We start from the raw sequence: 24,328 nt of genomic DNA, 5'->3' as shown, positions 1-24,328 counted from the left end.
GATTTTACGTCTGTGTTTTAGTCTTTCGTAACTTTGCGGCCTTTTATATTATTTTTATGTCAATTCTTTCTCCGAATCCGGTCAATGATTTAATCTGGAGTGAAGCCTGGCGCTCTTCCGTCTTTCGTACCAAATTTGCGATTGGCGTGGTCGGTGTTATCGCCATATTAACTACGTTCCCCTACTTTTTTCAGACGATCGAGCAGCACACGGGTCCTGTTCTGAACGACTGGCTGCTCAATCAACTCCCGCCCTACGACGTATCATTAGTTATTTTCCTGGTCATATGGGCGGCTGGCTTGCTGATACTCATTCGTTCCCGCCGTAGCCCGACTATTTTTTTGATGTTTATATACAGCTATATCATCATAACCTTGTCACGGATGATCAGTATCAACCTGTTTCCGCTCAATCCACCCGTTGGCCTGATTCCCATGGTTGATCCGCTGACCAATGCCTTCTACGGTAAGGTCTATATCACCAAAGACTTATTTTATTCAGGTCATACGTCCACCATTTTTCTGATATTTCTGTGCCTGCGCCGACGCATGGATCGACTGGTAACGTTTATCGGTACGCTGGTCGTTGCCAGTTTGCTGCTCGTGCAGCATGTGCATTACACCATCGACGTACTCGGGGCTTTTGTCTTCACCTACCCACTCTACTGGATCGGCAAGAAGATCGCCCTCAGTGGCTGGAATACCGCCGAGAAGAAAGTAAATCAGAACGCTTCGCCCAACTGAAAATACAGACCATTCGATACGCTCTGGCCTATTCCCCAGCCATAATCAACCCGAAGATTTAAGCGCTCTTTTCGGTTCAGGGACAGTCGTAGTCCTCCGCCGAAAGAGTATTTGAGTTCATCAAAATTCAGGTCGCTTACGTGGCTACCAACGTTTCCAATACCGGCAAAACCAACGGCACCCAGCCGCCAGAAGAGAGGAATCCGGTATTCGGCCTGCACCACCACCTGATTTTTACTGCGATAGCGCCCGTCATAAAAACCGCGCATGCTATTGGAACCGCCAAAACTGGCAAAACTACGTAGCGGCACTGCGCCGGAGTTAAAATACGTGTACGCCTGGATCGCCAGCACCTGTTCCCGATAGATCCGAATAAACCGGCGAAAATCGGCTACGTAGTTCGTATAGCGAAAATCGGAGCCAAAGGCAGGCGAAAAGTGATTGAAATACACCTGTAAAAAACCACCCCGGTCGGGCGCAAACGCATTATTTCGTGAGTCATAGGTTAAGCTCAGTCCCGCTCCGGAAATATGATAAGGCAGGCGCCCCCGCACATTAAACTGATCGAAAAGACCACCCGGCTTATACGCTACATTCAGTAAGCGCTGGTATTCGTAGAGCAGACCGACAAAGATGTTTTTCTGGAGTTTTCGTTGAAAATGCAGGTATACGTAGTACTGCTGGAAGGTATAGGCTTCTTCATTTTTGTCGGGCGCTTCTTTACCTAATCCCCAGAATTTATCGGGAAAATTGCTGTACGATAATTGATGGCTCAGAATATAACGTTCACCCGGAAAATAAATAGTACCGTTTACGGCCGCAATAAATTGTTGGCGAAGGGAGTATAAAGCCAGCGCTTGTGTGTTAGACGTACGAGTGACGGTATCGGCACGGTTGAATCGGAAGGTGAAAGAGCCAGCTACGCCAAAAGACCAGTCTGTTTCGATAGACCGGGCTATTAATGGTAAGATTAAGGTATTTCGCGCCACATTTACTGTGTTTACCTCTGCCTTACGGGGAAGTGGGATGCTGTCTGGCTGAGCCAGTAAAGTCCTAAAAGAACCCAGTAAACTGCTGATTAACAAGAATATCAGCCGTTGATCATATAAATTGGACACAGGAACTCAAATAACCGTTAATTAAACTAAGATTAATTAAATCAAATTAAAGTAATCCCAAAATTGTAAATTTCGTAGATTTGGGGCATTAAGAAACCATTATGATTGCATCCATCCAATTGAATGCGGTCAACGGTTGGCACTGAACACGGAACCTCCGAACTGTAAACCACCGATATGAGCAAATTAAACTTGCCGCCCTTCTCATTGGGCGAAACCATTACCCCCGAACAACGCCAGTTTTTCAACAAAAATGGCGTCATCGTTTTTCGGAATTTTATTAATCCAGAAACGGTCAAACTTTTCATTAGCGAAGTTGATCGTATTGAAAAAGAATGGCTTGCTGAGGGACGCGACAAAGTTAACGGTATCCCTCTGAAATTCGGTCAGGATGAGGCCGGCAACCCAATGATTCAGCGGATGTGCTTTCTGTCACAATACAGTACAGCACTTCATGAATTCTTGCAGGACCCACGCCTTCAGGCCGTTGTAGATTTACTTCAACCCTACGAAGGGCGTATTGCTGAAATCGAAAAAGACGGGCTTATTCTCAATCACTACGTTCGCACACCTAACAGTAAGTTTTCGCAAATGGGTTGGCATACCGACAGCCCGCGCGACATTTTTCTGGGTCAGCGCATCATGCCGATGCTCAATGTTGGTATTCACCTGAATCCAACTCCCTACGAAAACGGTGGACTCCGCGTCATTCCCGGCACCCATAAGCAGGGTATCTTCAAAATGTTGTTCCGCAAAAAGTATTTCGTTGATAACGAGCCGGATAAACACGAAATTGGCTTCGATATCAACGCAGGTGATCTGTCGGTTCACGATGGTCGGCTTTGGCACCGGGCGCAACAATCGCCCTACGTTGGCGAGGCCAGCCGTCGTCGCGTCATGTACGTACCGGTCGTAACGGGCAAGTACATGCCGAAGCACGAAAACAGCAAGACGCCGTTCTACCACCGGTTCATTTCGAAAGTTAATATTTAAGAGTCATAAAGGTATAAAGTCATAAAGTTGTAAAGTTGTGTGCATCCTCAGAGAGCCAGACTTTACAACTTTATGACTTTATACCTTTACAACTGCATACTTTTTATGGCCTACGCCCTCGTTACAGGTGCCAGCAAAGGAATTGGATTAGCCATTGCCGAGCAATTCGCCCGTCGAAAAATGGATCTGGTGTTGGCTGCCCGCTCAGAAGGACAGCTACAGGAAGCCGCTACCCGAATTGCCAGCCAGTACGGTGTTAAAGCCAGCTACTACGTAGTAGACTTAGCGAAACCAGGTGCCGCGCAGCAATTATTCGATCATTGTCAGGCGAAAAAATACGATGTTAATACGTTAGTGAATAATGCAGGCTATGGCCTCAGTGGACCCTTTGAGAAGCATTCACTCGCCGAGCACACCAGCATGATGGCCGTCAACATGACAGCTCTTGTTGAATTAACGTATCTCTTTCTGCCACAACTACGCCAGCAGCCCAAAGCCTACATCCTAAATATTGGTAGTTCGGCAGCTTATCAGGCTGTGCCGGGTTTAAGTTTGTACGCAGCCTCCAAATCGTTTGTGCTCCAGTTCAGTCGGGGTCTTCATCAGGAGCTACGTCGCTCGTCTGTTTCCGTTACCTGCGTTTGTCCCGGCTCGACTGATACAGATTTCGCAAACCGCGCCCAGATTGGCGAGAAAGGCCGAAAAGCAGCCGAAAAAGTAAACATGACACCCGAAGACGTAGCCCAACAGGCGGTTGATGCAACGCTGGCCGGTCAGACGGAACTCGTCACGGGCCTGCTCAATAAAGCGGGCAAACTGATGGCGTGGCTGCTGCCCAAAGGGCTAGTTGAAAAGACGGCCGGCAGTATTTATGATTAGGCTACCTCAGCCCAATTCTTCTCAATCCCTTGGTTCGGTTCGACTTCCCTGATTCACCGGGTTAAAACCCGGCGCAGGTTCATGGATTGAATTTGTATTGCGCCGGGTTTTAATCCAGTGAATCTCTAAAAACGCTTCCCGAATCAGGCGCCCAAATCGCACTCTTCCCATAAATGGCACTTTATTAGCCATCCTGGAGTTGTATACCTAAATAACTTCAATTTAGACGTTGGCGTTGGAGACCCGACCGTTGGTGTAGAAAGTCTTGCCTACCGTTAAGTATCCGGCATTCGACGTCCAGCCAACACATGCAATTTACCGATTTATCATTAATTGACCCGATCCTGAAGGCCCTCGCCGAAGAAGGATATACCACTCCCACCCCCATTCAGCAACAAGCCATACCCATTTTGTTGGAACGCCGTGATTTGCTGGGCTGCGCCCAGACCGGCACGGGCAAAACAGCGGCTTTCGCCATTCCGATCCTCCAGTTGCTCAACGCCGAACGTAGCAAGAATCCCACGGCTCCCCGACGGATTAAAACACTGGTTATGACGCCAACCCGCGAACTGGCGATCCAGATTGCAGAAAGCTTTGCGGCTTACGGCCGACACCTGAACCTTCGCCATACCGTCATTTTTGGGGGTGTTTCGCAGCATGCGCAGGTAAACTCGCTAAAAGCAGGCGTCGATATTCTGATTGCCACCCCTGGTCGGTTGCTCGACCTGATGAACCAGGGCTGGGTATCACTCCGCGACGTGCAGTTTTTTGTACTCGACGAAGCCGACCGAATGCTCGATATGGGCTTTATTCACGACGTCAAGAAAGTCATCACGAAGTTACCCGAGCGTCGTCAGTCGCTGTTTTTCTCAGCAACCATGCCGCCCGACGTAGCAAAACTCGCCGATACGATTTTACGGAATCCGGCTAAAGTAGAAGTGACGCCCGTTTCGTCAACCGCCGATACGATTCAGCAAGCCATGTATTTTGTGGGGAAAGACGACAAGCGTAAACTGTTGGTTCACATACTGAACGACCAGAAAATCAAGTCGGCACTGGTTTTCGCCCGTACCAAACACGGAGCGGATAAAGTAGTAAAAGACCTACTGAAGGCAGGTATTGGCGCCGAAGCCATTCACGGCAACAAATCGCAGAATGCGCGTCAGCGAGCCCTCTCGAACTTCAAAAGCCGGGAAACACGCGTGCTGGTGGCTACTGATATTGCCGCACGCGGCATTGACGTGGATGAACTCTCGCACGTAATAAACTACGAACTACCCAACATTCCCGAAACCTACGTTCACCGCATCGGTCGGACGGGCCGGGCGGGCCACGATGGTATCGCGCTTTCGTTCTGCGATGCCGAAGAAACCGATTTTCTGAAAGACATTCATAAACTTATCGGCAAACGCGTGCCGGTCATTGAAGATCATCCATACGTTCTCGACGTAGCGACGGCAGTTATGATGCCCGCTCCAGCTCAACAGCGGGGTCGGAACGGCAATGGCCGATCGGGCAACCGAAATGGTAGCCAACAACGTACCGGTAGTGGTCGCTCAAACGAGAGTCGCCCATCGGGTTCATCGAACAACGGTGGGCAAGGCCGCAGCAACAACAGCCGACCCGAAGGGCAAGGCAGTGGGTCGTCATTCCGATCATCGGGAAATACGGGATCAAGTCGGCCGGGTGGTGACACACCCCGCCCGAGTCGAGGCACGGGCAACAGCCGCTTCAGTAACTCAGGCTCTGACCGAAACTACTAACAAAAAATCCCCGGATGACACATCCGGGGATTTTTTGTTTTTCCACTGCTTGAAACCCCAGGCGTATTTTTTCGGCTCTATTTAGGTAGACTGGTATTTAATCCATTAAGGAAGAGACCTTTTTCTTAGGGATTATTTTGTTAAGCCCAACGACAAACTAACCTATTTTGAGTTTACTACTTTAGGTAAGCTTACTCGTTCCGCTCTACTGTTTGCATTAGCACGTATTACTCTATGAATTTTGACTTTAATACCATTTTTGTAAAAGATCTAGACTGGAATTTTGCGGCTGAGATTGTTTTGAGAACCCTGATTATGTTTATAGTCATTCTGGTTTTCTTACGTTTATCTGGCAAAAAGGGAATAAGACAATTATCAATCTTCGAAGTAGCCATTATTATTGGGTTAGGTTCAGCCGCTGGCGACCCTATGTCCAATTCGGAAAATGCGATACTCCCAGCCCTGGTCGTCTTTACGACAATCCTTCTTTTTTACCGGTTCATCACCTGGATGGCGACTAAAAGTGAACGATTTGAGAGTATTCTGGAAGGCGATCCAATTTATGTCATTGAAGATGGCATGTTTGTGATGGTAGAAAGCAGTGAGCAGACCTATGCTAAAGATGAGTTCTTCTCCGAAATGAGACAGCAAAACATCGAACATCTCGGACAAGTGCAAACGGCGTTGCTGGAAACCAATGGCAATCTTAGTTTTTTTTATTTTGAGGATAGCCAGGTAAAATTGGGACTTCCTGTTTTGCCGAAGGTGTATTCGACAAAGAGTACGTCTATCAACGAGCCAGGCCAATATGCCTGTACTACCTGTGGCCATGTAGAGGACATAAGGGCCAGCACCCATGCCTGTAGCCGGTGCCAGGAAACCGAATGGGTTAAAGCCATTAAAACAGTGCGGAGAACATAAGCAGGCTGGACTTTAGTACTTCGTCAGTTCGGAGTCTTCAAACCGCAGTCCCGTGTTTTTCGTTAGGTAGTGACCCATTTCTATTTTTTCGCATGGCTACTTATCAAACTCTTCACGACTGGAACGTATCACCCGCCCAGGCCGTCGCGTTACAAAATCAACTACGTTCGCAAATCCGTATTGAGCCGCTACAAAGTGTACCCCAAACCATTGCGGGTTGCGACATTTCGTTCAACAAGTTTGAAGAGACGGTCTACGCCGGAATTGTCGTTTTGCGGCTTGATACGTTGGAAACCATCGAAGAAGCGGGAGTGATCAGTACGGCACCCTTTCCCTACATTCCGGGCCTATTGTCGTTCCGCGAAATTCCGTCCCTGCTGGAAGCGTGGCAGAAACTAAAAATCGAACCCGACGTCGTGATGTTCGATGGTCATGGCACGGCGCATCCCCGCCGAATTGGTATTGCTTCCCATGCCGGTCTGTTCCTGAATCGGCCAACGTTCGGTTGTGGCAAGTCGGTGCTGGTTGGCAAATACGACGAACCGGGGCCAGAACGCGGGGCCTGGTCGCCCATGCGACACTATGGCGACATCATCGGCGCGGCACTACGTACTAAAAATAAAGTCAACCCGGTCTACGTCTCACCTGGTCATTTGATCGATCTCGAAACCGCTATATCACTAACACTTCAGTGTGATGGTGGCCGCCGTGGAGTCGGATACCGCCTTCCGGAACCCACGCGCCGGGCGCATAATCTGGTGAATGCCTTACGAAGAGGAGAACGGGCAGCTTCTGTTTAATACATAAACCACAAGGGGCCGCACTACATTAGCAGCACGACCCCTTGCGAATATCCTTTGCAATCGGTTTTGCCTTCGGTCCGGCTAAGGCTCCAGGCACAAGTTGAATGTGGAAATGAGTGAATAGATGCAGAGCCGCGATTGGATACGTTATGTTTATTGGCAAATTTCTACATATGATTACCCGAATGCCATCAGGGCTGGGTGAATGGCGGGCTTTTCTGGGTGAGTAACCTGTTTTTTAGGGTAGATGGTAAATACACTTACCAACATATCCCACTAGGCAGGTACAGTCTACTACATCATCTTGCCGTTAGCGCTTCGGGATGTTCTATATAAATTGGCAAAACAATAACCCAAAAAAAACTACCATTCACCCTATGATTACGACAACTGGCGGACATGGGGTTGTGAAAGCCGACTTTATGGTATATGTTGGCCGCATTTATTCCTGCCCATGCCCTACCGGTTTGCTACGTATCTGACCCTGCTTTACTGCTTTCCCTTTTTGGGGATGGCCCAGCGGGTAGAAACTGTGCATGTAAAACAGTTGCCGGGGCCGTATCTGCGCTTCGATCAGGTAACTGTCAATAATGAAGCGTTTAAGCAAGCCTACGACAAAAGCCTTCAACTTCAGGATAGCCAGGGTTATTTGTGGTTTGTCAGTACGCCTAATGCCACGGAAGAACTGATTCGTTACGATGGCAATCATTATAAATCGTTTGGTTCACAGGGCTGGAGCGTTCATGAATCCGATAATTCACGAAGTGTCAAGGAAAACGAGGGGCATGAAATATGGGCGGCCAACAAGAATGGCCTATCCCTGTTCGACCCGATTACCGAAACCTTTCGTTCCTTCCGTAACCCGTTTGTAAACCAGCAAAACATTCAGTTCTGGGTCATGGGTAAAAAAGGGCTGAATTGGTTTATATCCAATGATCCTCTCGAAAAATTACCTATCAAACCCTTTTTCGAGTTTAATACCCGCACCCACAAATTCCGCCAGATTATTCCGTCTTCCCTCATAAACGGGTATACAAAAAAAACGGAAATCTATACCCCGGCAACCTTTTTCCCGAAAGCCGTCGATGCGCAGGGCCGCCTTTGGGGTAGCGTCAATTGCCTTATCAATACGGCACTTACGGTTAACCTGGGGTATTACGACACAGCCACCAATGCGCTGGTCTGGTATCCAATTAGCCGATTTATGGCCCCTCAATTTGAAAAAACGGAGGTTGGCCAGCATTTTGATGCTATCACCGATGTAATACCCGATGGCCGATACGTTTGGTTCGGGAGCTGGACACGACTGGGTATTTTGCGGTTAGATACACAAACCGGTCAGTGGAAACAGTTCTATTTTCCACAGGCCGACTACAATCAGGTTTTTCAGATAATACCACGTAATGACCAGCAGTTCTGGCTCAGATGCCCCAACTCGCTAGCCCTGTTTGATAAAATTACCGAAACACTTTATACGTATCCGCACCAGCCGGATAATGCCTTTACGCCCACGCGTGGAACCTATTCCTATACGCTCGGCAACAACAGGACACTCTGGATGGGCCTGTTCGCCACCAACAATGATGCCACGCTCAGTGTACTCAATGAATCGAAGCAATATTTTAAATTTAAAGGCAATACACCCGAAACCTTTCGGGTGATCTATAAAAAAGGGCGAAAACTGTATTGTTCTTACCAGGCTGATGGTCAGCTCATTTTTGCGGAGCAGGATGAGGTGAGTCGTACTCAAACCCGGCTCTATAGCTTGCCGCTCAACGGCTTTACCGAGCAGGAATTCTACGTAGCCTTTCCAGACAGCCTCAATCAGGCCGTATGGATAATTGGAAAGACATCCGTAGGTGCGCTGTTTCGGCTTGATGCCATTACGCGAAAAGTTGAGCCCGTAAAAGCGATGATCCAGGGACTGCCGCCGGGCGAAAACCAGACCACCGATTATAATGTATTCCTGACCATCGTGCAGGATCGGCAGGGCAATGTCTGGTTTCCCTCCTTTGGGCTGCATCCAGGCAACCTGCTCAAATTCGACAGCCGTACAAAACAGTTCGTTGGCTTTCGGGCTGGAACACACGGTCTTTTGAGGGGTTCGATCCGGTCGGCCGTAGCGGACCGAAATGGGCGGATCTGGTTAGGCCATCGGGTGGGTGGCAGTGTACAGCAGTTCGATACCCGAACGAATCAGGCGACCACCGTTATGGAAGATGCCCATCGCCTGGGCACTGACCTCATGGAAATGGTCGAGGATACCGCCAGGCGCCTGATTTGGCTGGCTCGATACGATGATGGTCTCTGGAAATATGATCAGCAAAAAAAGGCCTTTCAGCAAGTTCTCCGCGAACCGGTACTACGTGTGCATCTGACGAAAAACAGGATGCTCTGGCTCAAAACGCTTACAGCTCTCGTGCGCTACAATCCCGAAACCGGACAAGTATCCCGATTTGGTTCGGAGTATGATCTGCATAACTTCAGTTGGTTTCCGTTTGTAGGCACCGCCGATGGGGAGTTTTTTTTCGATAAGTTTCGCTTCCGTGATCAGGATATCAAACCCGATACGACAAAACCCACTGTCGTTCTCAGTTTCGTGAACGTATTTGACAAGCCACTCCCACTGGCGCACAGCCTGAATTATACCGCTACCGAGAAGCGGCCAGCCCTTGAATTACAGTACGATCAGAACTTTTTCTCCATTGGCTTTTCGGCCCTCACCTATTTTCAAGCCGATCACAATCAGTATGCCTATCTACTAGACAATTTCAACAAAAACTGGGTAAATGTTGGGAACAAACCGGTAGCCACATTTACCAACGTACCGCCCGGCACTTACCGGCTACGGATCAGGGGCAGCAACAGCGACGGTCTTTGGAGTAATGTCCGTACGCTGAAGATCATCATTCACCCCCCTTACTGGCAAACATGGTGGTTTCGCACACTGATGGCGCTTATATGTATGGGCCTTCTCTATTCAGTGTATCGTTTTCAGCTAGAGCGTCGAACGTTAAAAGCCCGTTTAGAAGCCGAAGAGGCCAAACGCAAACAAAAAGAGGCTGAATTGAGCGAGAAAGAAGCGGGCTTTAAGCTCAAAATTTCGGAAACGGAAATGGCGGCCCTTCGTTCGCAAATGAATCCTCACTTCATTTTCAACTGCCTCAATTCCATTCAGTTTTTTACCGCCCAGAACGACGCGGAGAAAGCTTCCGAATACCTTACCAAGTTCTCCCGGCTGATTCGGCTCGTACTGGAAAACTCCAAATCCGATAAAGTTACCCTCGCCAATGAACTCGAAACCCTACAACTCTACATCGACATGGAATCCATGCGTTTCCAGCAGAAAGTCCACTACGCCATTAAGGTAGATGATGAGATCGATACGTATGCCGTGCAAATTCCGCCCCTGCTGTTGCAGCCCTTTGTTGAAAATGCGATCTGGCATGGGCTGATGCACAAAGACGAAGGAGGCACCGTATGGGTAGAGGTGGCGCAAACGCACGAAGACCTACTGCATATCGAGATCACCGACGATGGTGTAGGCAGGGAAAAAGCCGCGGAATATAAGAGCAAATCCGCCACGAAAAACAAGTCATTTGGCTTGAAACTTACCGCCGAGCGCATTGAGCTAATTAATCAGTTGTATCATACGCAGACGCAGATCGAGGTGGTCGATTTAGTGGATACGCAGGGGCTGGCGAGTGGAACCAGGGTAATTGTTGACATCCCGATTTAAACCGGATAATTCATCTATTTAGATGGTAAACGAAACAAACGACTATTCATCAGACTGCCGATCCAATCGCAGATCTTTACCAGTAATTCCATGCTAAGCGCCGTTCTTATTGATGATGAACCCAATGCCGTTGGCTTATTAGAACTTCGGCTTTCCCAACACTGCCCAACCATAGATGTGGTCGCTTCCTGCACGAGCAGCCACAAAGGGTTGCAGGCGATTTTCGATCACCGGCCAGACGTCGTATTTCTAGATATCGAGATGCCGCAAATGAATGGCTTTCAGCTACTGGAAGCGGTTGGCGGTATCTCGTTCTCGCTGGTGTTTGTTACGGCATATGACAAATTTGCCCTGAAAGCTTTCCGGTATAGCGCAGTCGATTACTTACTGAAACCCATTGACACACAGGAGTTGATCCAAGCGGTTAGCCGGGTTGAAAAACAACAGAAGACTACATCGGAACAGGTAGCTCATCTCAAACAACAGTTGAGTGCAACTACGAAAGTGCTACCCGATAAAATAGCCCTGCCCTATCAGAATGGTGTTACGTTCGTGGACATTAAAGACGTGATCTACTGTGAATCGGATGATAATTACACCAAATTTCATTTGACCGATGGGCACAATTATCTGGTAACCAAATCACTACGTGAGGTTCAGGAATTATTCGAAGAGCGGGATTTTCTGCGGGTACACCGGCAGTATCTGATCAACCTCAATCACATTAAAAAATTCGTTAGAGGGGAAGGCAACTACCTGGTGATGGCGAATCAACAAACTATTCCCGTATCGAGGGCCCAGAAAGACCGGCTCCTCGAACGATTTGGCTGGTTGTAAAAACAAATTCACCGGACGGTCGGCCACAGCCGTTAAAAACCGGCGCAAAACATTTGATCGGATGCATTGCATCGGGTTTTAACGGCTGCGGCCGACCGTCCGGTGAATCAAGAGGACTCTATTTCCCCGCCATCAGCACCTGTTGCATCTGGTCGGCGACAAGCTGGTTACCGGCGTCGTTTAGGTGAACGCGGTCGGTGGTCAGGATGCCTTTCTCTTTATTCTCAGGATTGTTTTTGAGGTTATAGTCCAAAAACGCCTTGCGTAAATCAACCAGAGGCAGGTTATTGCGCTGGGCCAGCTCGCGGATAAACCGACTATACTGATTGAGGTCGCCGTCCTGCTGGTTGGACATATCCGTTCGCTCACCGATAGTCGCTGGCGTGCACAGGATAACCCGAATATTGGCCGCTTTCAGTTTTTTCACGACCGCTTCATAGAACTTCACGAACTTGTCCGGATCAGTGCCCGTACCCGATGAAGCCTTATGCCAGACATCATTAACGCCTACCCAGATCACCACGACGTCGGGTTGCTTGGCCAGTACGTCGTCATCCATCCGCAGGAACAGATCGTAGATTTTATTACCACCGATACCGGCCCCAATGAGTTCGAACTGATCGGCAGGCATCACTTTTTTCAGGCGGTCGATATAGCCGCCGGGATTAACGCCCGCCTGGGTGATGGAATCACCGAAGAAGACAACACGCGTCGGCTTGACCGTCGTCATAGCCAGCAACCCGGCCACCAATAGAATTAACAGAGATTTTGAGATTGTAGTCATATTTCCTAAAGTCACAAGCAAATTCCCGTTACTCATTTTTACGCCCACTTCTTTTCCCAAAGAAGTGATGTACGGTACAATTTTACCCTAGTCATAAAGTGAATAGCCCGGCACCCCTCACACCACCAAATTCAGCGCCAGTACGCCTAGTAGCCCAACGATGGATACAATGGTTTCCATTAATGACCACGTGCGGATGGTTTGCGGTATGGTCAGATTGAAATACTCTTTGAAGAGCCAGAATCCGCCGTCGTTGATGTGCGAAAACATCAGACTTCCCGACCCAATCGCCAGCACCATCAATTCGGGTTTTATGGCCTGCGACTGAACCAGGGGTAGAATAATGCCCACCGTCGTTAAACCGGCCACCGTTGCCGACCCAACGCATACGCGAATAAAAGCCGCAATGCCCCAGGCCAGGATTAACGGCGGAATGGACGCATTGGCCAGCAAGCTACCAATGTATTTACTTGTGCCGCTGTCGCTGAAAACCTGTTTCAACGCACCCGCGCCCGCAATGACCAGCAGAATTGGCGCAACAGCTTTAACCGCTTCCTCCATGTCTTTGGTGATAGCCTTCATCGTCTGCCCCTGCCGGATGCCCAGCGCATACATCGCCGTTAACACCGACACCAACATGCCGATATAGGGTTCGGCCAGTAACGTAACAATGGTTTTCAGAGGAGAATCAGCAGGCAGTGCATTTTTGAGCGGACCAAAAATCGTCAGCAGCAATACGGGTAGCATTGCCACAAAAAAACTGATCCCTGCACCGGGCAAATTGGTATCGGGTACTTCCCGCAAATCGAACAGGGCACGATTGGGCGTTGCTTTAACATGCAGGAGTGTTTTGCCGAAAATAGGACCAGCGACGATAATAGCCGGAATCGCTACGATGATTCCGTAGATGAGCGTCTGCCCAATATCGGCCTTGAGTTGGCCTGCCACGGCCGAAGGCGACGGGTGCGGAGGCAAATACCCATGTGCTACCGACAAAGCCGCCAGCATGGGAACCGCCACCGACATGAGCGGCAAGCCCGACGAAGCCGCGATGGTAAACACAAGCGGAACAACAATGATAAAGGCGGCATTATAGAACAGTGGTATGCCGATGACAAACCCCGCCAGGGCCAGCCCCCAACGGATGTTTTTGATGCCAAACCAGCTAATCAGTACGTTCGTAATACGTCGGGCAGCCCCACTTTCGGCCACGATTCGCCCCAGCATAGCGCCAAAACCAATGATCAGCACCAGGTCGCCGAGAGTGCCGCCGATACCCGTCTGGATGGATTTTCCCGCGGCTACTACGTCCATACCCGATGCCAAACCAATACCGAGCGAGACAAGAACGAAGGCGATAAATGTATCTAAACGTACCCAGGCAACTAAGAGAACAAGCGTCAGAATGCCAATTAAAGTTAGAATAAGGGGCATGAATGGAGGGTCGGGTTACGGTGTTAAATATAAAAAAGCGGGCTATTGCCGAAACGACAAAGCGTATGCAGCGAGTTTTTCTACTTCATTGGCCAGCGGATTGGCTACATCAAAAGGTACTACGTGTAACCGAGTGGTGGCATCATAGCCAAACACGGCTAGTGGCTGACGGAACGTTTCATTAGCCGGATAAATCAAAAATAAGTCATCGGCCGCGTATTTCTTGCCATAAGCATAAAGCTGATACATGTCGGCCTGTTCAATGCCATAGTTGCCATTCGCGGTTGATTCCTGCCCATTTATCTGTTTCCATTTTGTATCAAGCACGAATGTCTGACTGGCATGCCGGATGACAATATCGGGCCGAAGTTTGAACTTAGGCGTGCCAATGTGCTCATCGACCAGATGGGCGGAGGATTCCTGAATGTGCAGTTCGTCGGCATTAGGCCAATGCCGACGAACACCGTGCGCTACGTATTCCTCAAAGACCCGTTCCATCGGAAAGAGCAGCGACAGACTCGTCGTTCGACCCGCTTTGACACCGTATCCCTGATTACCAAACAAAGCTTCGGCCCAACGCAAGGCAGATTCATAGCGCGTAAACAGGCGATTGGCCCGGCGGAAAGCCCGGATATCATCAGCCATACAATCCGTGACGGGGATGTCGTCCGTGGCGCCTAGCAACTGTTGGATTCGGCGTTTGTTGGCCAGACTTAATGTTTGCCGATTTAAGAGGACCAGGGATGTTTTCAGGATGCGATTGGGGGGTACGTCGGCTGTTAGTAGGTCATACATAACCGCTAGTCGATCAGCGTGTTGCGCATTTTCCCGCTGCTGACGTACGGCCTGAAACTTTCCTCGCAAGAAACGTTCATTACGTTCAACGGATACGTAAGCCCGTTGAATTCCCTGCCGCACTAATGGCTCCAGCGTATCCAGAAAGGCCGTGATAAATAGTTCCCACAAGGGCAGATTCGTAGCCATTGTGTGTGCCGACGTGAGTGTTCGAAATGGGCTGTGGCGCAGGTACCGAAGCATCGTAAGCAGCAACGCGCGAGCGTTTGTAGTGCCCGCAATCTTTGGCAAAATTTCGAATTGCGTTCCATCCGACAATGTCAGCAGACCAACGTAGTTGCGGAACCGGATGTATTCCCGGCCTTTCTGTACGGTGAATATCAGAAGCCCGTCGGCCGTTTCATCCTCAAATGCAAACCGACGTAGTGCCTGAAAAACAGCATCCGGCACCAGTAACTCACCCGACCTTGGCTCAAGAGTCTGCTGAGCGTTGCCAACCAGGCCATTTTCAGAAATGGAGTAGGTCATAACCTTACTTTATTAAACACAGAGACACAAAGAACACAGAGCTGCAAATTGTTTATTTTAAGTCATTTTGACTTTGTGTCCTTCGTGTCTCTATGTTTAATCCAATCATTTTACTAGTTGGTAAGCGCGAACTGGCTGCTGGTTTATACCGAACAGCAACGTATTACCAACGGTCAATACACTACGTACATCGCCCGTTAGCTGAAATCCGGCTTTTGGCTGCGGAACCGGCGAAAAGTTACCTTTGCCGTCGCCCTTCAATAATACGCCATAGTTCGCATCGGATCGACCAAAGCGTAAGCGCGTTTGCGCGGTATTCCCACAAAGCAAAAGATCTTTTCGGCCATCGTGATCGTAATCTAAAGTCGTTGCCGTAAAAACGGGCGCCACCTGGGCGACTAGCGGCAAGGCCATCTCGATTAGTTTCCCGGACGACGTACTAGCAAAATACGTTGTTCTCAGCTGATTAGCGGTTAGCTTCTGCGTATCCTGCAATTGCTCTTCCGTAAACACATCCGTCAGAGTGGCATTGGCATAAAGGTCATAATTGGTGAAGCGATGACGTAGCATCCCGAGTTGATCGAGCAGCTCGTCGCGGGTGGCGTGGGGATAGCTTTTGCCCTGTATGTATAAACACAGAATCGGATCAATCTTGCCGTTTTTGTCAAAGTCTTTGTAGATCAATTCGGCGGGTTCGCGATCACTGGCCCGACATTGGGTATTTACGCCCTGATTCCCCACGACCAGATCGGGCCGGCCGTCGCCGTTGAAATCATCGACCAGTAATTTATTCCACCAGCCCCGGTTCTCTTTCTCGAAATACGTTTTCGTCTGATCGATAAGCTTATTATCAACCAAACTAAGCACGGTTACGGGCATCCACTCGCCGACCACAACCAGTTCGGGTTTCTTATCAGCGTTAAGATCGACCCAGGCCGCATCGGTTACCATACCAATGCGCGACAGACTTGGGGCTAAACGGCTGGTCTGATCGGTAAACTTGCCCTTTCCATCGTTTATGAGCAGATAACTTTGGGGCGTTTCGGGATAACGCCCCGGCACCACCCGCCCCCCAACAAACAAATCCAGTTTGCCATCTCCATTAACATCGGCCGCTCGAACGCAACTTTTACTGGCGTTCATCGCGGGCAACGCATCAGCACTTTTGGTAAAATTCCCCTTGCCATCGTTCAGGTAAAGTCGATCCTGCAAACGGGCGTCGTCGGGTTGAAAATCGCCGTACCCACCACTGACAATGTAAAGATCCGGAAAACCATCACTATTCGCATCGAAGAAAATCGCATCGGCGTCATTGCTTACTTTGTCGGCGTCAAAGGCGGCCTGTGGCTTACGACTGAACTGCCCGTTTGGCTGCTGGATAAACAGGGCTCCGGCCTGACCGCTGCCACCACCAGCATAGACATCCTCAAGCCCATCCCCGTTTACATCGGCTTTGGTCAAACATGGTCCGCCAAACGACTGTGCATTCACCAACAACGACTGCCGCTTAAAATCATTCGTTTTGTTAATCGGATCTGTATAAGCCAATGGCGTTTTTATTTCCCGAAAAAATGCGGGCGCTGGTTTAGGTTCACGATAGGTCGACGTAGCGTCTTTTTCCTGGAGTGTCAGGAGTTGATCCGCTTTCACATTTGTTAGTAGCTGTTGCTTTCCCGCTGGCCAGACGATACGTAGTGAATCAATGACCGGGTCGGTTCCCAGACCAAAATGCAACCGGGGCGACACACTCGACTGATACCCGCGCGTGGGTGCCTGCTCAACGTACTGCTGCTTTCCAGCGCGATAGATCGTTACGCTGGCCCCAATGCCCTGCGTATTGGCTCCACTGCCAATCAACTTTATCGACAGATAATGATTTTTACGCTCTTTATTGGTTTCATTCTGAAAAATAAAGGCCGGTTGATTCGTGTTATTGACGATCAGATCCAGATCACCGTCATTGTCCAGGTCAGCGTAGGCAGCGCCAGTGCTGTTGGAGGTTTGGGTTAGTCCCCAGGCCGACGCAACGTTGTCAAACGTCACCATACCTGATTGATTACCACCCAGGTTGCGAAACATATAATTCGCTACGTTCGCCGATGGGGTCTTACGAACCAAGTCCAGCACGTCTTCCCGCCGAACGTTCGACGGATGGCTTTGCATGAAATCGGTCATGTACTTCAGGAAATCCATATTGGTGAAATCCCGAACGATGCCATTCGTAATGTACAGATCTTTCCAGCCGTCATTGTCGTAATCGGCCAGCAACGGCGACCAGCTCCAGTCCGTATTCGACACGCCAGCCAACTGCCCAACTTCACTGAAAAAGGGCAAATGGGCATGAGCCCTGGGCGAAGGGTTATTCTTTTGCTTTGTCTCCTGCCGTGACGACGGACCGCCCAAACCCTCTGCCATTAACCCTTCATTTAGTTGCAGCATGTTCCGCATGTGCTGATGATGAAACCCTGACGCTACGGCCAGATTATACTTGTCATAATTGTCAGGAGCCATCAACAGTTTCTGCCGCCGGTTGTCTTCGGGCAACATGTCGAGCGTCATAATATCGGGTCGCGCATCGTTGTTCACATCGGCTACGTCGTTCCCCATTGAGAATTGCGATGTGTGACCGATGCTGGTTTTCAGATGGTCGGTAAACGTACCATTCTGGTTATTCAGGTAGAGGTAATCGGGTACGCCATAATCATTCGACAGGTATAGATCAGGCCAGCCGTCGGCGTTAATATCCGACACGCCAACTCCCAAGCCATACGTCAGTACCGAACTGCTGAAACCCGCTTTTTCGGTTACGTCGTCAAAGTGATTTCCCGTGTTTTTGAGCAGGCGAACGCCAATTTCAGGATTGGGCTGCGCCATCAACGAGGCCGTCGCGCCAGGGTCCAGAATGGGCAACAGGCGTGGATTATGATTGAGCAGAAACATATCCAGATCCCCATCACGATCGTAGTCAAAAAACGTGGCCTGCGTCGTCTGGCCAGGTTTATCTAATCCCCACTGTACCGTTTGATCGGAGAAATGAGGAACGCCCTGGGCATCGGGTCCGTCGTTAATAAAGAGTTGAGGTATTCGTTTTTGAGGAGGTAAACTTCCCGAATAACAAACGAACAGATCGAGCCGACCATCCCCATTGACATCCGCCATCGAGACGCCCGTTCGCCAGGGTCCTTCGCGTCCGGCCACGCCCGCGGCTGCCGTTACGTCAGCAAATTTAAAGCTTCCCTTGTTCAGGTATAACTGATTGGGAACCATGTTGCCGCTGAAGTATATATCCTCCAGACCGTCATTATTCAGATCACCAACGGCCACGCCCCCACCGTTATAGAAATATTCATACATCAATACGTTCGTATTGAGTCCTTCGGTAAGATTATTGGCAAACGTAATACCCGTCTGTTCAGGGCTTAGTGATGTGAAAAGTGGCGGACCACCGGCATCAGTATGTTTGTCGGTCGAGGTCGAATCGGTACAGCCAGTCAGGAAGACAACACCACTTAAAAAAAGTAAACGAATAATCGTTTTCACGTACGGCAGGCTTTTATTTTGGAGTAATGCGGTCTGCCACATTACAAAATCATATAAAAATAAACCAAAAAATGCCAGCACCCGTGAGCACTGGCATTTTTTGGTAAGGAAGGTACTAAATCGCTACTAGTAACCTGGGTTCTGCACTAGTTTACTATTCCGGTTTATCTCATCCCGGCTGATTGGCATGAAATAGACGTTGTCATTCCATTTCCGGTTTTCTTTACCGGTTCCTAAATCCTGTACGCTATAGGAATACGTGTAGTTATCCTTATTGTACTTGTAGGTCGTGACCGACTTGCCCGGCTTCAATTTTCCCGTGACCACCATGATCTGAGCCTGTTTGTTCAGCACGGTTGGCGCAATCATCCAGCGCCGAACATCGTAGAAGCGCTGTTCTTCAAACAGCATCTCGATATTCCGTTCGTTCTGATAACGCGCTACGAGGGCCGCGCCTGTTTCGGTGATGGCGGGCATACCCACGCGAAACCGGATTTTATTGAGCCAGGTTTTCGCTTCGGCATCCTGACCCAATGCCATACAGGCTTCAGCGTAGTTGAAAACCACTTCCGTAAACCGGATCTGAATCGACGGTACTTCCTGACGGATGCTCATATCGATCAGCGTTGGGTCTGGATCCATAAATTTCCGGATACCGTAGCCCGTCCAGGTGCCGTTCCAGTTCTCGATCGTACTGTTACGTGTGTCTAACCCGTTATAAGGCGTCGTTGTACCTCCACCGGTTCCAACTTCATACTGACCCATCTGGATCTGGCCAGCCGGATCGATACCCGCTCCATCGGCGGTACGTGGTTTCCACTGAGCACCGTCATACAGAATGGATGCGTAGAAACGAGGATCACGATTTTCGTAAGGAGCAGCCGCCTGAGTTGGGTTACTCCAGCTAAATTTCGTGCCGTCCATCATCTCATAGCTATCAACCAGTTGCTGAGTCGGTTCACTCGATGTCCAGCCATGATAACCGTTTGGCATATTGTTACGCGGATACCAGGAGCCACCGTCATCGAACGAAGCTCGGATATAGTATTTCAGGAAAATACCGTCGGCCTCACCTCCATTGCGGGACAGGAAAAGATTGATGTAGTTCTGCTGTCCTTCTGCTGCCGTAACGGGCGCTGTCAGATTCAACTTATAGCCATACTGGTTCAAATCCATAACGGCTTTAGCCGCATCTTTTGCTTTCTGCCAGCGGGCTGTCCGATCGCCACTGATGTAGCCCAGCAATTCAGGCTTTGTAGCGGAAGCGATCACTGTCGACTTGGTTTTAGCCGTCGGGATGTCATGCAGATCACTGGCGGCATAGGTCAGTACGCGGGCTTTCAGCGCCATAGCGGCTCCCATGGTAGCACGGCCACTGGCTAACGTCTTTCCTTTCAGCAGGATAGCCGCCGAATCCAGATCGCTTACAATGGCATTTACGCATTCTTCATACGTATTGCGGCCCACTGTAAAGTCGGCTTCATTCAACGTGTAGGGCGACTTAATGATCGGAATTCCACCGTAATAACGAAGCAGTTGATTATGATAATAACCCCGCAGGAAATACATTTCGCCTTTCAGCCGATCAGCAATTCCATTGGTATTGTCAAATTTAGGTTTGGCCAGATTTGCCAACGCAATATTTGCCGCCCGAATACGGGCATAAACGGCGCTCCATTCAACAGTAGCCGGAATATCCCCTAAATTGGAAGGGCTTACGCCACCTTCGTTAACAACCTGCTTGCCAAAGCTGTAGAGGGCATTATCGGTCTGGCAATCGAAGTTCATCTGTGCCAGAATCCCATCGCGCAGACCATTGTACACATCTGTTACAAAAGCCTCCGACAGGGATGCGTCAGACCAAACAGCGTCGGCCGGCACTTTATCGATGGGCTTCGTATTCAGAAAGTCGGTATTACACGCTACCATCGTCACCCCTAAAACCAGGCAGAACGACAGGCACTTTAGTATATAGTTCATAATGTGCTGATTAATCGTTTAGAAACTAAGTGATACCCCCGTGTTGATAACCCGCGACTGGGGATAATACTGCGCGCTGCCACTGGTCGACTCAGGATCGAACAGGCCTTTCATAGCGGGTGCATAGGTGGCCAGATTCAGGCCGTTCACATAAACCCGCAGGCTGCTCAGACCAATCTTCTTGCCAATCGTACCAGGAATTGTGTAACCCAGCTCAACGTTCTTCAACCGGGCGTAATCCGTGCTTTTCAGCCAGTAGCTGGTTCCGTTGGAGAAATACTGGTTACTGCGGTCAACGATACGTGGGTCAACCGTGCTTGGGTTATCAACCGTCCAGCGGTGATCATAACTGTATTTCAGGAAGTTACCAATCGTTCCTGATTCGGTTTGCAGGTAGATCTGACCACCAGTCGATGCCTGAATCAGCATGCTGAAATCGAAATTCCGCCACCGTACGCTGGCATTGAAACCGCCCTGGAAGCGGGGCTGATTGTTTCGATCGGCCCGTACCCGGTCGTTGGCATCGATTTTACCATTGCCATCGATATCCTTAAGTTTCATGTCACCCGGACGTAGTACACTAGCTCCCAGCGGACCGTAATCCAGCTTATTCGCGTCAATATCAGCCTGAGTTGAGAAAATACCATCATACTGATACAGGAGTGTGCCGTTGATCTGGTTAGGATCATTGACGTTGCTTGGCATCGACTTACCCGTCGAACGCTGCCACTCCGGTGCACCGGGGGTTTCATCCCAGAACGTAATGGTGTTCTTGGCGTAACCACCATTGACACTTACATTGTATTTGAACTCGCCCGCCTGACCATTGTAACCAACCCGGAATTCATAGCCTTTATTGGTTATTTTACCGATGTTCGTAGCAGGCAACGTAGCACCGGTTGTTTGCGGAATGGAGGCACTCTTGCGCCACAGGATGTTCGACCGCTTGTTCATGAAGACGTCGAACTCGAAGAAAACCTTCCCGTTCAGCACCGACCCTTCCAGACCAATGTCAGAATTGTTGGCCACTTCCCAGGTCAAACTAGTGTTTGGCACACCGTTTTCATATAGCGTCTGCGATACCTGCCCGTTTGTCACGTAGCCCCAGTTTGCGTTTATGGCATCACCATAGGCATAAGTCGGTAAGTAGTCGTATTCACGCAGCGCGTTATTGAAATACACCTGATCGTTACCCAACTGACCCCATGAAGCACGAAGTTTCAGTGAACTCACAGCCGGTAACGCTTTCTTGAAGAAATTTTCTTCTGAGATGCGCCAGCCCGCCGTTACGCCAGGGAAGAAGCCCCACCGGCTGGATGCCGGAAACATGTACGAACCATCGTTCCGCCACAGGAATTCAGCAATGTATTTTTCTTTGTAATTGTAGGCTACACGGCCAAAATAGCTCATTCGGGCACGTTGATAAAGCGGAGTAGCAGGATCAGTTGTACTATTACCCGAATTTTTCTCGGCACTACCACCAGCAAATAGCTGATCAATAGCTGTCGAGGCAAAGTATTTGCGATAAGCGAAGAACCCATTCGAGTTAGACTGCTCCTTCGTGATACCCGCCAGGAAGGTTACAGCATGATCGCCCGCAAACACATGGTCGTACGACAGAATACCTGACAACAGCGAGTTAAACTGATCGTTCGTGTACTGGTTAAGCGTTGCCTGATCTGGGCCTTTCTTTACACGTTGTAAGATGGGTTGCTTATTCGCATCGTAGGACGTATAATCCCAGCTATACACGTACCAGGGCGTTTGCCAGTTTTTCCCTTGCTGGATGTATTTGTCTAACGCGACGCTACCGGTCAGCTTCAGGCCTGGAACCCAGGGGTTTGTGATGTTAACACTGGCATTGCTTTGCAGATAATAGCGCGTATCTCTGTTATAGCCCGTCGCATCCGTTGTAATCAGGACCGGCTGCTGACCATTTTCAATATCAGGCGCAGGCTGTCCACTCGGCCAGTAAGCTGGCTTATTAGGATAGCCCCGCATCAACATCCGGAAAATATCATTGGCTCCTACCGTCGGGTTAACCCGATTTTCCTGACGACCTACTACGCCAATAACCGTATTGATATACTTGCTTACCTTGGCATCCAGATTCATGCGGAAGTCATACTGCTTATACCCCGTAGCGGAGTTTTTGTAGTAGCCGTCCTGATTCTGGTAGTTAAGCGACGTTAGGTATTTTACATTCTCATTACCGCCAATTAATTGCAGCGTGTGTCTCGACTGCGGAGACCAGGTTTTCATAGTCGCGCCAAACCAGTCGGTGTTTGGGTGCGCCCAGGGGTCCGAACCATCCTGAAACTTCTTGATATCGTCAGGCGTAAAAGCCGCTTTGGCGATAGCTCCGTTATCTGGCCGGGTATAGCTACCTGTAGCATTGAAAGCAGCATTGGCATCTTTCCAATACGCGGCAGGTAAGTTATACAGGTTGATTTCATTATTCAACTGAGCATATTCCGCAGCCGTTGCCATTTTAGGGATAATCGTTGGCTGGGCGAAACCCTGGTTGAAGCTATAGGATATTTCGGGCTTGCCGGTTTTCCCCCGCTTGGTGGTTACCAGAATAACGCCATTGGCTGCCCGCGAACCATAAATAGCAGCCGAGGCATCTTTCAGGACAGACATGCTTTCAATGTCAGCGGGGTTCAGGCGGTCGATACCCCCGGCCCGGGCAGGCACGCCGTCAATTACGATCAGGGCATCATTGTTTCCCAACGTATTGGAACCCCGAATCCGAATGGTCGACCCATCACTTCCCGGCTGTCCACTTGAATTGGTTGCCACAACGCCTGGCATCCGCCCGGCAATGGAGTTACTCAGGTTCATGGCGGGCGACTTAACCAGATCGGTTCCTTTTACCGTAGCAACAGCACCCGTTACGGTTTCTTTCTTTTGCTCACCATACCCAACGACAACGACTTCATTCAACATTTTGTCGTCCGACGCCAGGGTGATATTGATCTCATTACGATTGTTAACGGGCACTTCCTGGCTGGTATACCCAATGTACGAGAAGACAAGCGTAGATGTTCTGCTAGGTACGTTCAGTGCGTAATCACCCTGCACCGCAGACACGGTACCGGTCGTTGTTCCTTTCACTACAATGCTCACACCTGGCAGCGCGAGCCCCTGCGCATCAAGTACTTTCCCCGTAACCTTAATCTGAGCGAAAGCGCCAGCGGAGGAAAGAAGACCAAGCACAAACAGGAGACAGAATGTGTTTCGGCAAACCCGATTCGCATCCATCAGGAAGGTATCCTCTCGTATGTTGTGGACCTTCTGAGTAAATTGTTTTTGCATAAGCTTTAGATTAGATTTAGTAACCGCTACTAAACCATAAAGCCCATTACTCAAAGGTATATACTTATCTATTATTACTCAAAACCAACTTTTTTTTAACAATACTTACATTAAAACCTTCTATATTTCTATTACTATATAGTCAGAAGAGAT

16 protein-coding genes are annotated in these 24,328 nt (G+C 49.4%); 8 read left to right on the top strand and 8 right to left on the bottom strand.

The window, feature by feature from the left end; genetic code table 11:
• Positions 1 to 56 precede the first annotated feature (56 nt).
• Entirely contained in the window at positions 57 to 743 is a 687-nt protein-coding gene (locus ACYVEA_RS11860) for a phosphatase PAP2-related protein (RefSeq protein WP_461113636.1), read from the top strand.
• Here the strand turns inward: ACYVEA_RS11860 and ACYVEA_RS11855 are convergent.
• Complete coding sequence (locus tag ACYVEA_RS11855; protein ID WP_461113635.1) at positions 722 to 1,732, bottom strand: BamA/TamA family outer membrane protein; 1,011 nt, start codon at positions 1,730 to 1,732, stop codon at positions 722 to 724. The two genes, ACYVEA_RS11860 and ACYVEA_RS11855, sit on opposite strands and share 22 nt — an antisense overlap.
• Positions 1,733 to 2,038: 306 nt before the next feature.
• Here ACYVEA_RS11855 and ACYVEA_RS11850 point away from each other — a divergent pair, with 306 nt between their 5' ends.
• Both ACYVEA_RS11850 and ACYVEA_RS11845 read left to right on the top strand, forming a co-directional pair.
• Positions 2,039 to 2,854 carry a phytanoyl-CoA dioxygenase family protein gene (locus ACYVEA_RS11850; RefSeq protein ID WP_461113634.1) on the top strand — a complete coding sequence of 272 codons (816 nt, stop codon included), beginning with the start codon at positions 2,039 to 2,041 and terminating at the stop codon, positions 2,852 to 2,854.
• A 105-nt stretch (positions 2,855 to 2,959) separates the two neighbouring features.
• Positions 2,960 to 3,733, top strand: a complete 774-nt coding sequence (locus tag ACYVEA_RS11845) for an SDR family NAD(P)-dependent oxidoreductase (protein ID WP_461113633.1) — start codon at positions 2,960 to 2,962, stop codon at positions 3,731 to 3,733.
• A gap of 21 nt (positions 3,734 to 3,754) precedes the next feature.
• On the opposite strand, the gene ACYVEA_RS11840 is transcribed toward ACYVEA_RS11845, so the two are convergent.
• Complete coding sequence (locus ACYVEA_RS11840; RefSeq protein ID WP_461113632.1) at positions 3,755 to 3,904, bottom strand: hypothetical protein; 150 nt, start codon at positions 3,902 to 3,904, stop codon at positions 3,755 to 3,757.
• A gap of 137 nt (positions 3,905 to 4,041) precedes the next feature.
• Here ACYVEA_RS11840 and ACYVEA_RS11835 point away from each other — a divergent pair, with 137 nt between their 5' ends.
• The 5 genes from ACYVEA_RS11835 (at position 4,042) to ACYVEA_RS11815 (ending at position 11,796) form a co-directional block, all read left to right on the top strand.
• On the top strand, positions 4,042 to 5,496 hold the full coding sequence (locus ACYVEA_RS11835; RefSeq protein ID WP_461113631.1) for a DEAD/DEAH box helicase: 1,455 nt from the start codon (positions 4,042 to 4,044) through the stop codon (positions 5,494 to 5,496).
• 234 nt (positions 5,497 to 5,730) lie between these two features.
• Positions 5,731 to 6,417 carry a DUF421 domain-containing protein gene (locus ACYVEA_RS11830; RefSeq protein ID WP_461113630.1) on the top strand — a complete coding sequence of 229 codons (687 nt, stop codon included), beginning with the start codon at positions 5,731 to 5,733 and terminating at the stop codon, positions 6,415 to 6,417.
• A gap of 92 nt (positions 6,418 to 6,509) precedes the next feature.
• Complete coding sequence (gene nfi, locus ACYVEA_RS11825) at positions 6,510 to 7,217, top strand: deoxyribonuclease V (protein ID WP_461113629.1); 708 nt, start codon at positions 6,510 to 6,512, stop codon at positions 7,215 to 7,217.
• A 457-nt stretch (positions 7,218 to 7,674) separates the two neighbouring features.
• Positions 7,675 to 10,959 carry a sensor histidine kinase gene (locus tag ACYVEA_RS11820; protein WP_461113628.1) on the top strand — a complete coding sequence of 1,095 codons (3,285 nt, stop codon included), beginning with the start codon at positions 7,675 to 7,677 and terminating at the stop codon, positions 10,957 to 10,959.
• A gap of 90 nt (positions 10,960 to 11,049) precedes the next feature.
• Positions 11,050 to 11,796 carry a LytR/AlgR family response regulator transcription factor gene (locus ACYVEA_RS11815; protein WP_461113627.1) on the top strand — a complete coding sequence of 249 codons (747 nt, stop codon included), beginning with the start codon at positions 11,050 to 11,052 and terminating at the stop codon, positions 11,794 to 11,796.
• Positions 11,797 to 11,914: 118 nt separating this feature from the next.
• Here the strand turns inward: ACYVEA_RS11815 and ACYVEA_RS11810 are convergent, their stop codons facing one another.
• The 6 genes from ACYVEA_RS11810 to ACYVEA_RS11785 all read right to left on the bottom strand — a co-directional run bounded on the left by ACYVEA_RS11810 (position 11,915) and on the right by ACYVEA_RS11785 (position 24,175).
• Positions 11,915 to 12,580: an SGNH/GDSL hydrolase family protein gene (locus ACYVEA_RS11810; protein ID WP_461113626.1), complete on the bottom strand. Its 666-nt coding sequence runs from the start codon at positions 12,578 to 12,580 to the stop codon at positions 11,915 to 11,917.
• A gap of 117 nt (positions 12,581 to 12,697) precedes the next feature.
• Positions 12,698 to 14,014, bottom strand: coding sequence for a gluconate:H+ symporter (locus ACYVEA_RS11805; protein WP_461113625.1), 1,317 nt, complete (start codon positions 14,012 to 14,014; stop codon positions 12,698 to 12,700).
• 42 nt (positions 14,015 to 14,056) lie between these two features.
• Complete coding sequence (locus ACYVEA_RS11800; RefSeq protein ID WP_461113624.1) at positions 14,057 to 15,337, bottom strand: McrC family protein; 1,281 nt, start codon at positions 15,335 to 15,337, stop codon at positions 14,057 to 14,059.
• Positions 15,338 to 15,442: 105 nt separating this feature from the next.
• On the bottom strand, positions 15,443 to 18,877 hold the full coding sequence (locus ACYVEA_RS11795) for a VCBS repeat-containing protein (protein WP_461113623.1): 3,435 nt from the start codon (positions 18,875 to 18,877) through the stop codon (positions 15,443 to 15,445).
• A 126-nt stretch (positions 18,878 to 19,003) separates the two neighbouring features.
• Positions 19,004 to 20,857, bottom strand: a complete 1,854-nt coding sequence (locus tag ACYVEA_RS11790) for a RagB/SusD family nutrient uptake outer membrane protein (protein ID WP_461113622.1) — start codon at positions 20,855 to 20,857, stop codon at positions 19,004 to 19,006.
• Positions 20,858 to 20,875: 18 nt separating this feature from the next.
• Positions 20,876 to 24,175 carry a SusC/RagA family TonB-linked outer membrane protein gene (locus ACYVEA_RS11785; RefSeq protein ID WP_461113621.1) on the bottom strand — a complete coding sequence of 1,100 codons (3,300 nt, stop codon included), beginning with the start codon at positions 24,173 to 24,175 and terminating at the stop codon, positions 20,876 to 20,878.
• Positions 24,176 to 24,328: the final 153 nt, after the last annotated feature.

This window comes from Spirosoma jeollabukense, assembly GCF_054777855.1.
The sequence above is the reverse complement of the archived record's forward strand: the minus strand, read 5'-3'. Positions and strand labels throughout refer to the sequence as shown.

Excerpts from the sequence above, each read along its gene's own strand:
- ACYVEA_RS11860 (WP_461113636.1), top strand. The coding sequence starts at position 57 with ATGTCAATTCTTTCTCCGAATCCGGTCAATGATTTAATCTGGAGTGAA.
- ACYVEA_RS11850 (WP_461113634.1), top strand. The coding sequence starts at position 2,039 with ATGAGCAAATTAAACTTGCCGCCCTTCTCATTGGGCGAAACCATTACC.
- ACYVEA_RS11845 (WP_461113633.1), top strand. The coding sequence starts at position 2,960 with ATGGCCTACGCCCTCGTTACAGGTGCCAGCAAAGGAATTGGATTAGCC.
- ACYVEA_RS11840 (WP_461113632.1), bottom strand. The coding sequence starts at position 3,904 with ATGGGAAGAGTGCGATTTGGGCGCCTGATTCGGGAAGCGTTTTTAGAG.
- ACYVEA_RS11835 (WP_461113631.1), top strand. The coding sequence starts at position 4,042 with ATGCAATTTACCGATTTATCATTAATTGACCCGATCCTGAAGGCCCTC.
- ACYVEA_RS11830 (WP_461113630.1), top strand. The coding sequence starts at position 5,731 with ATGAATTTTGACTTTAATACCATTTTTGTAAAAGATCTAGACTGGAAT.
- nfi (WP_461113629.1), top strand. The coding sequence starts at position 6,510 with ATGGCTACTTATCAAACTCTTCACGACTGGAACGTATCACCCGCCCAG.
- ACYVEA_RS11820 (WP_461113628.1), top strand. The coding sequence starts at position 7,675 with ATGCCCTACCGGTTTGCTACGTATCTGACCCTGCTTTACTGCTTTCCC.
- ACYVEA_RS11815 (WP_461113627.1), top strand. The coding sequence starts at position 11,050 with ATGCTAAGCGCCGTTCTTATTGATGATGAACCCAATGCCGTTGGCTTA.
- ACYVEA_RS11810 (WP_461113626.1), bottom strand. The coding sequence starts at position 12,580 with ATGACTACAATCTCAAAATCTCTGTTAATTCTATTGGTGGCCGGGTTG.
- ACYVEA_RS11805 (WP_461113625.1), bottom strand. The coding sequence starts at position 14,014 with ATGCCCCTTATTCTAACTTTAATTGGCATTCTGACGCTTGTTCTCTTA.
- ACYVEA_RS11800 (WP_461113624.1), bottom strand. The coding sequence starts at position 15,337 with ATGACCTACTCCATTTCTGAAAATGGCCTGGTTGGCAACGCTCAGCAG.
- ACYVEA_RS11790 (WP_461113622.1), bottom strand. The coding sequence starts at position 20,857 with ATGAACTATATACTAAAGTGCCTGTCGTTCTGCCTGGTTTTAGGGGTG.
- ACYVEA_RS11785 (WP_461113621.1), bottom strand. The coding sequence starts at position 24,175 with ATGCAAAAACAATTTACTCAGAAGGTCCACAACATACGAGAGGATACC.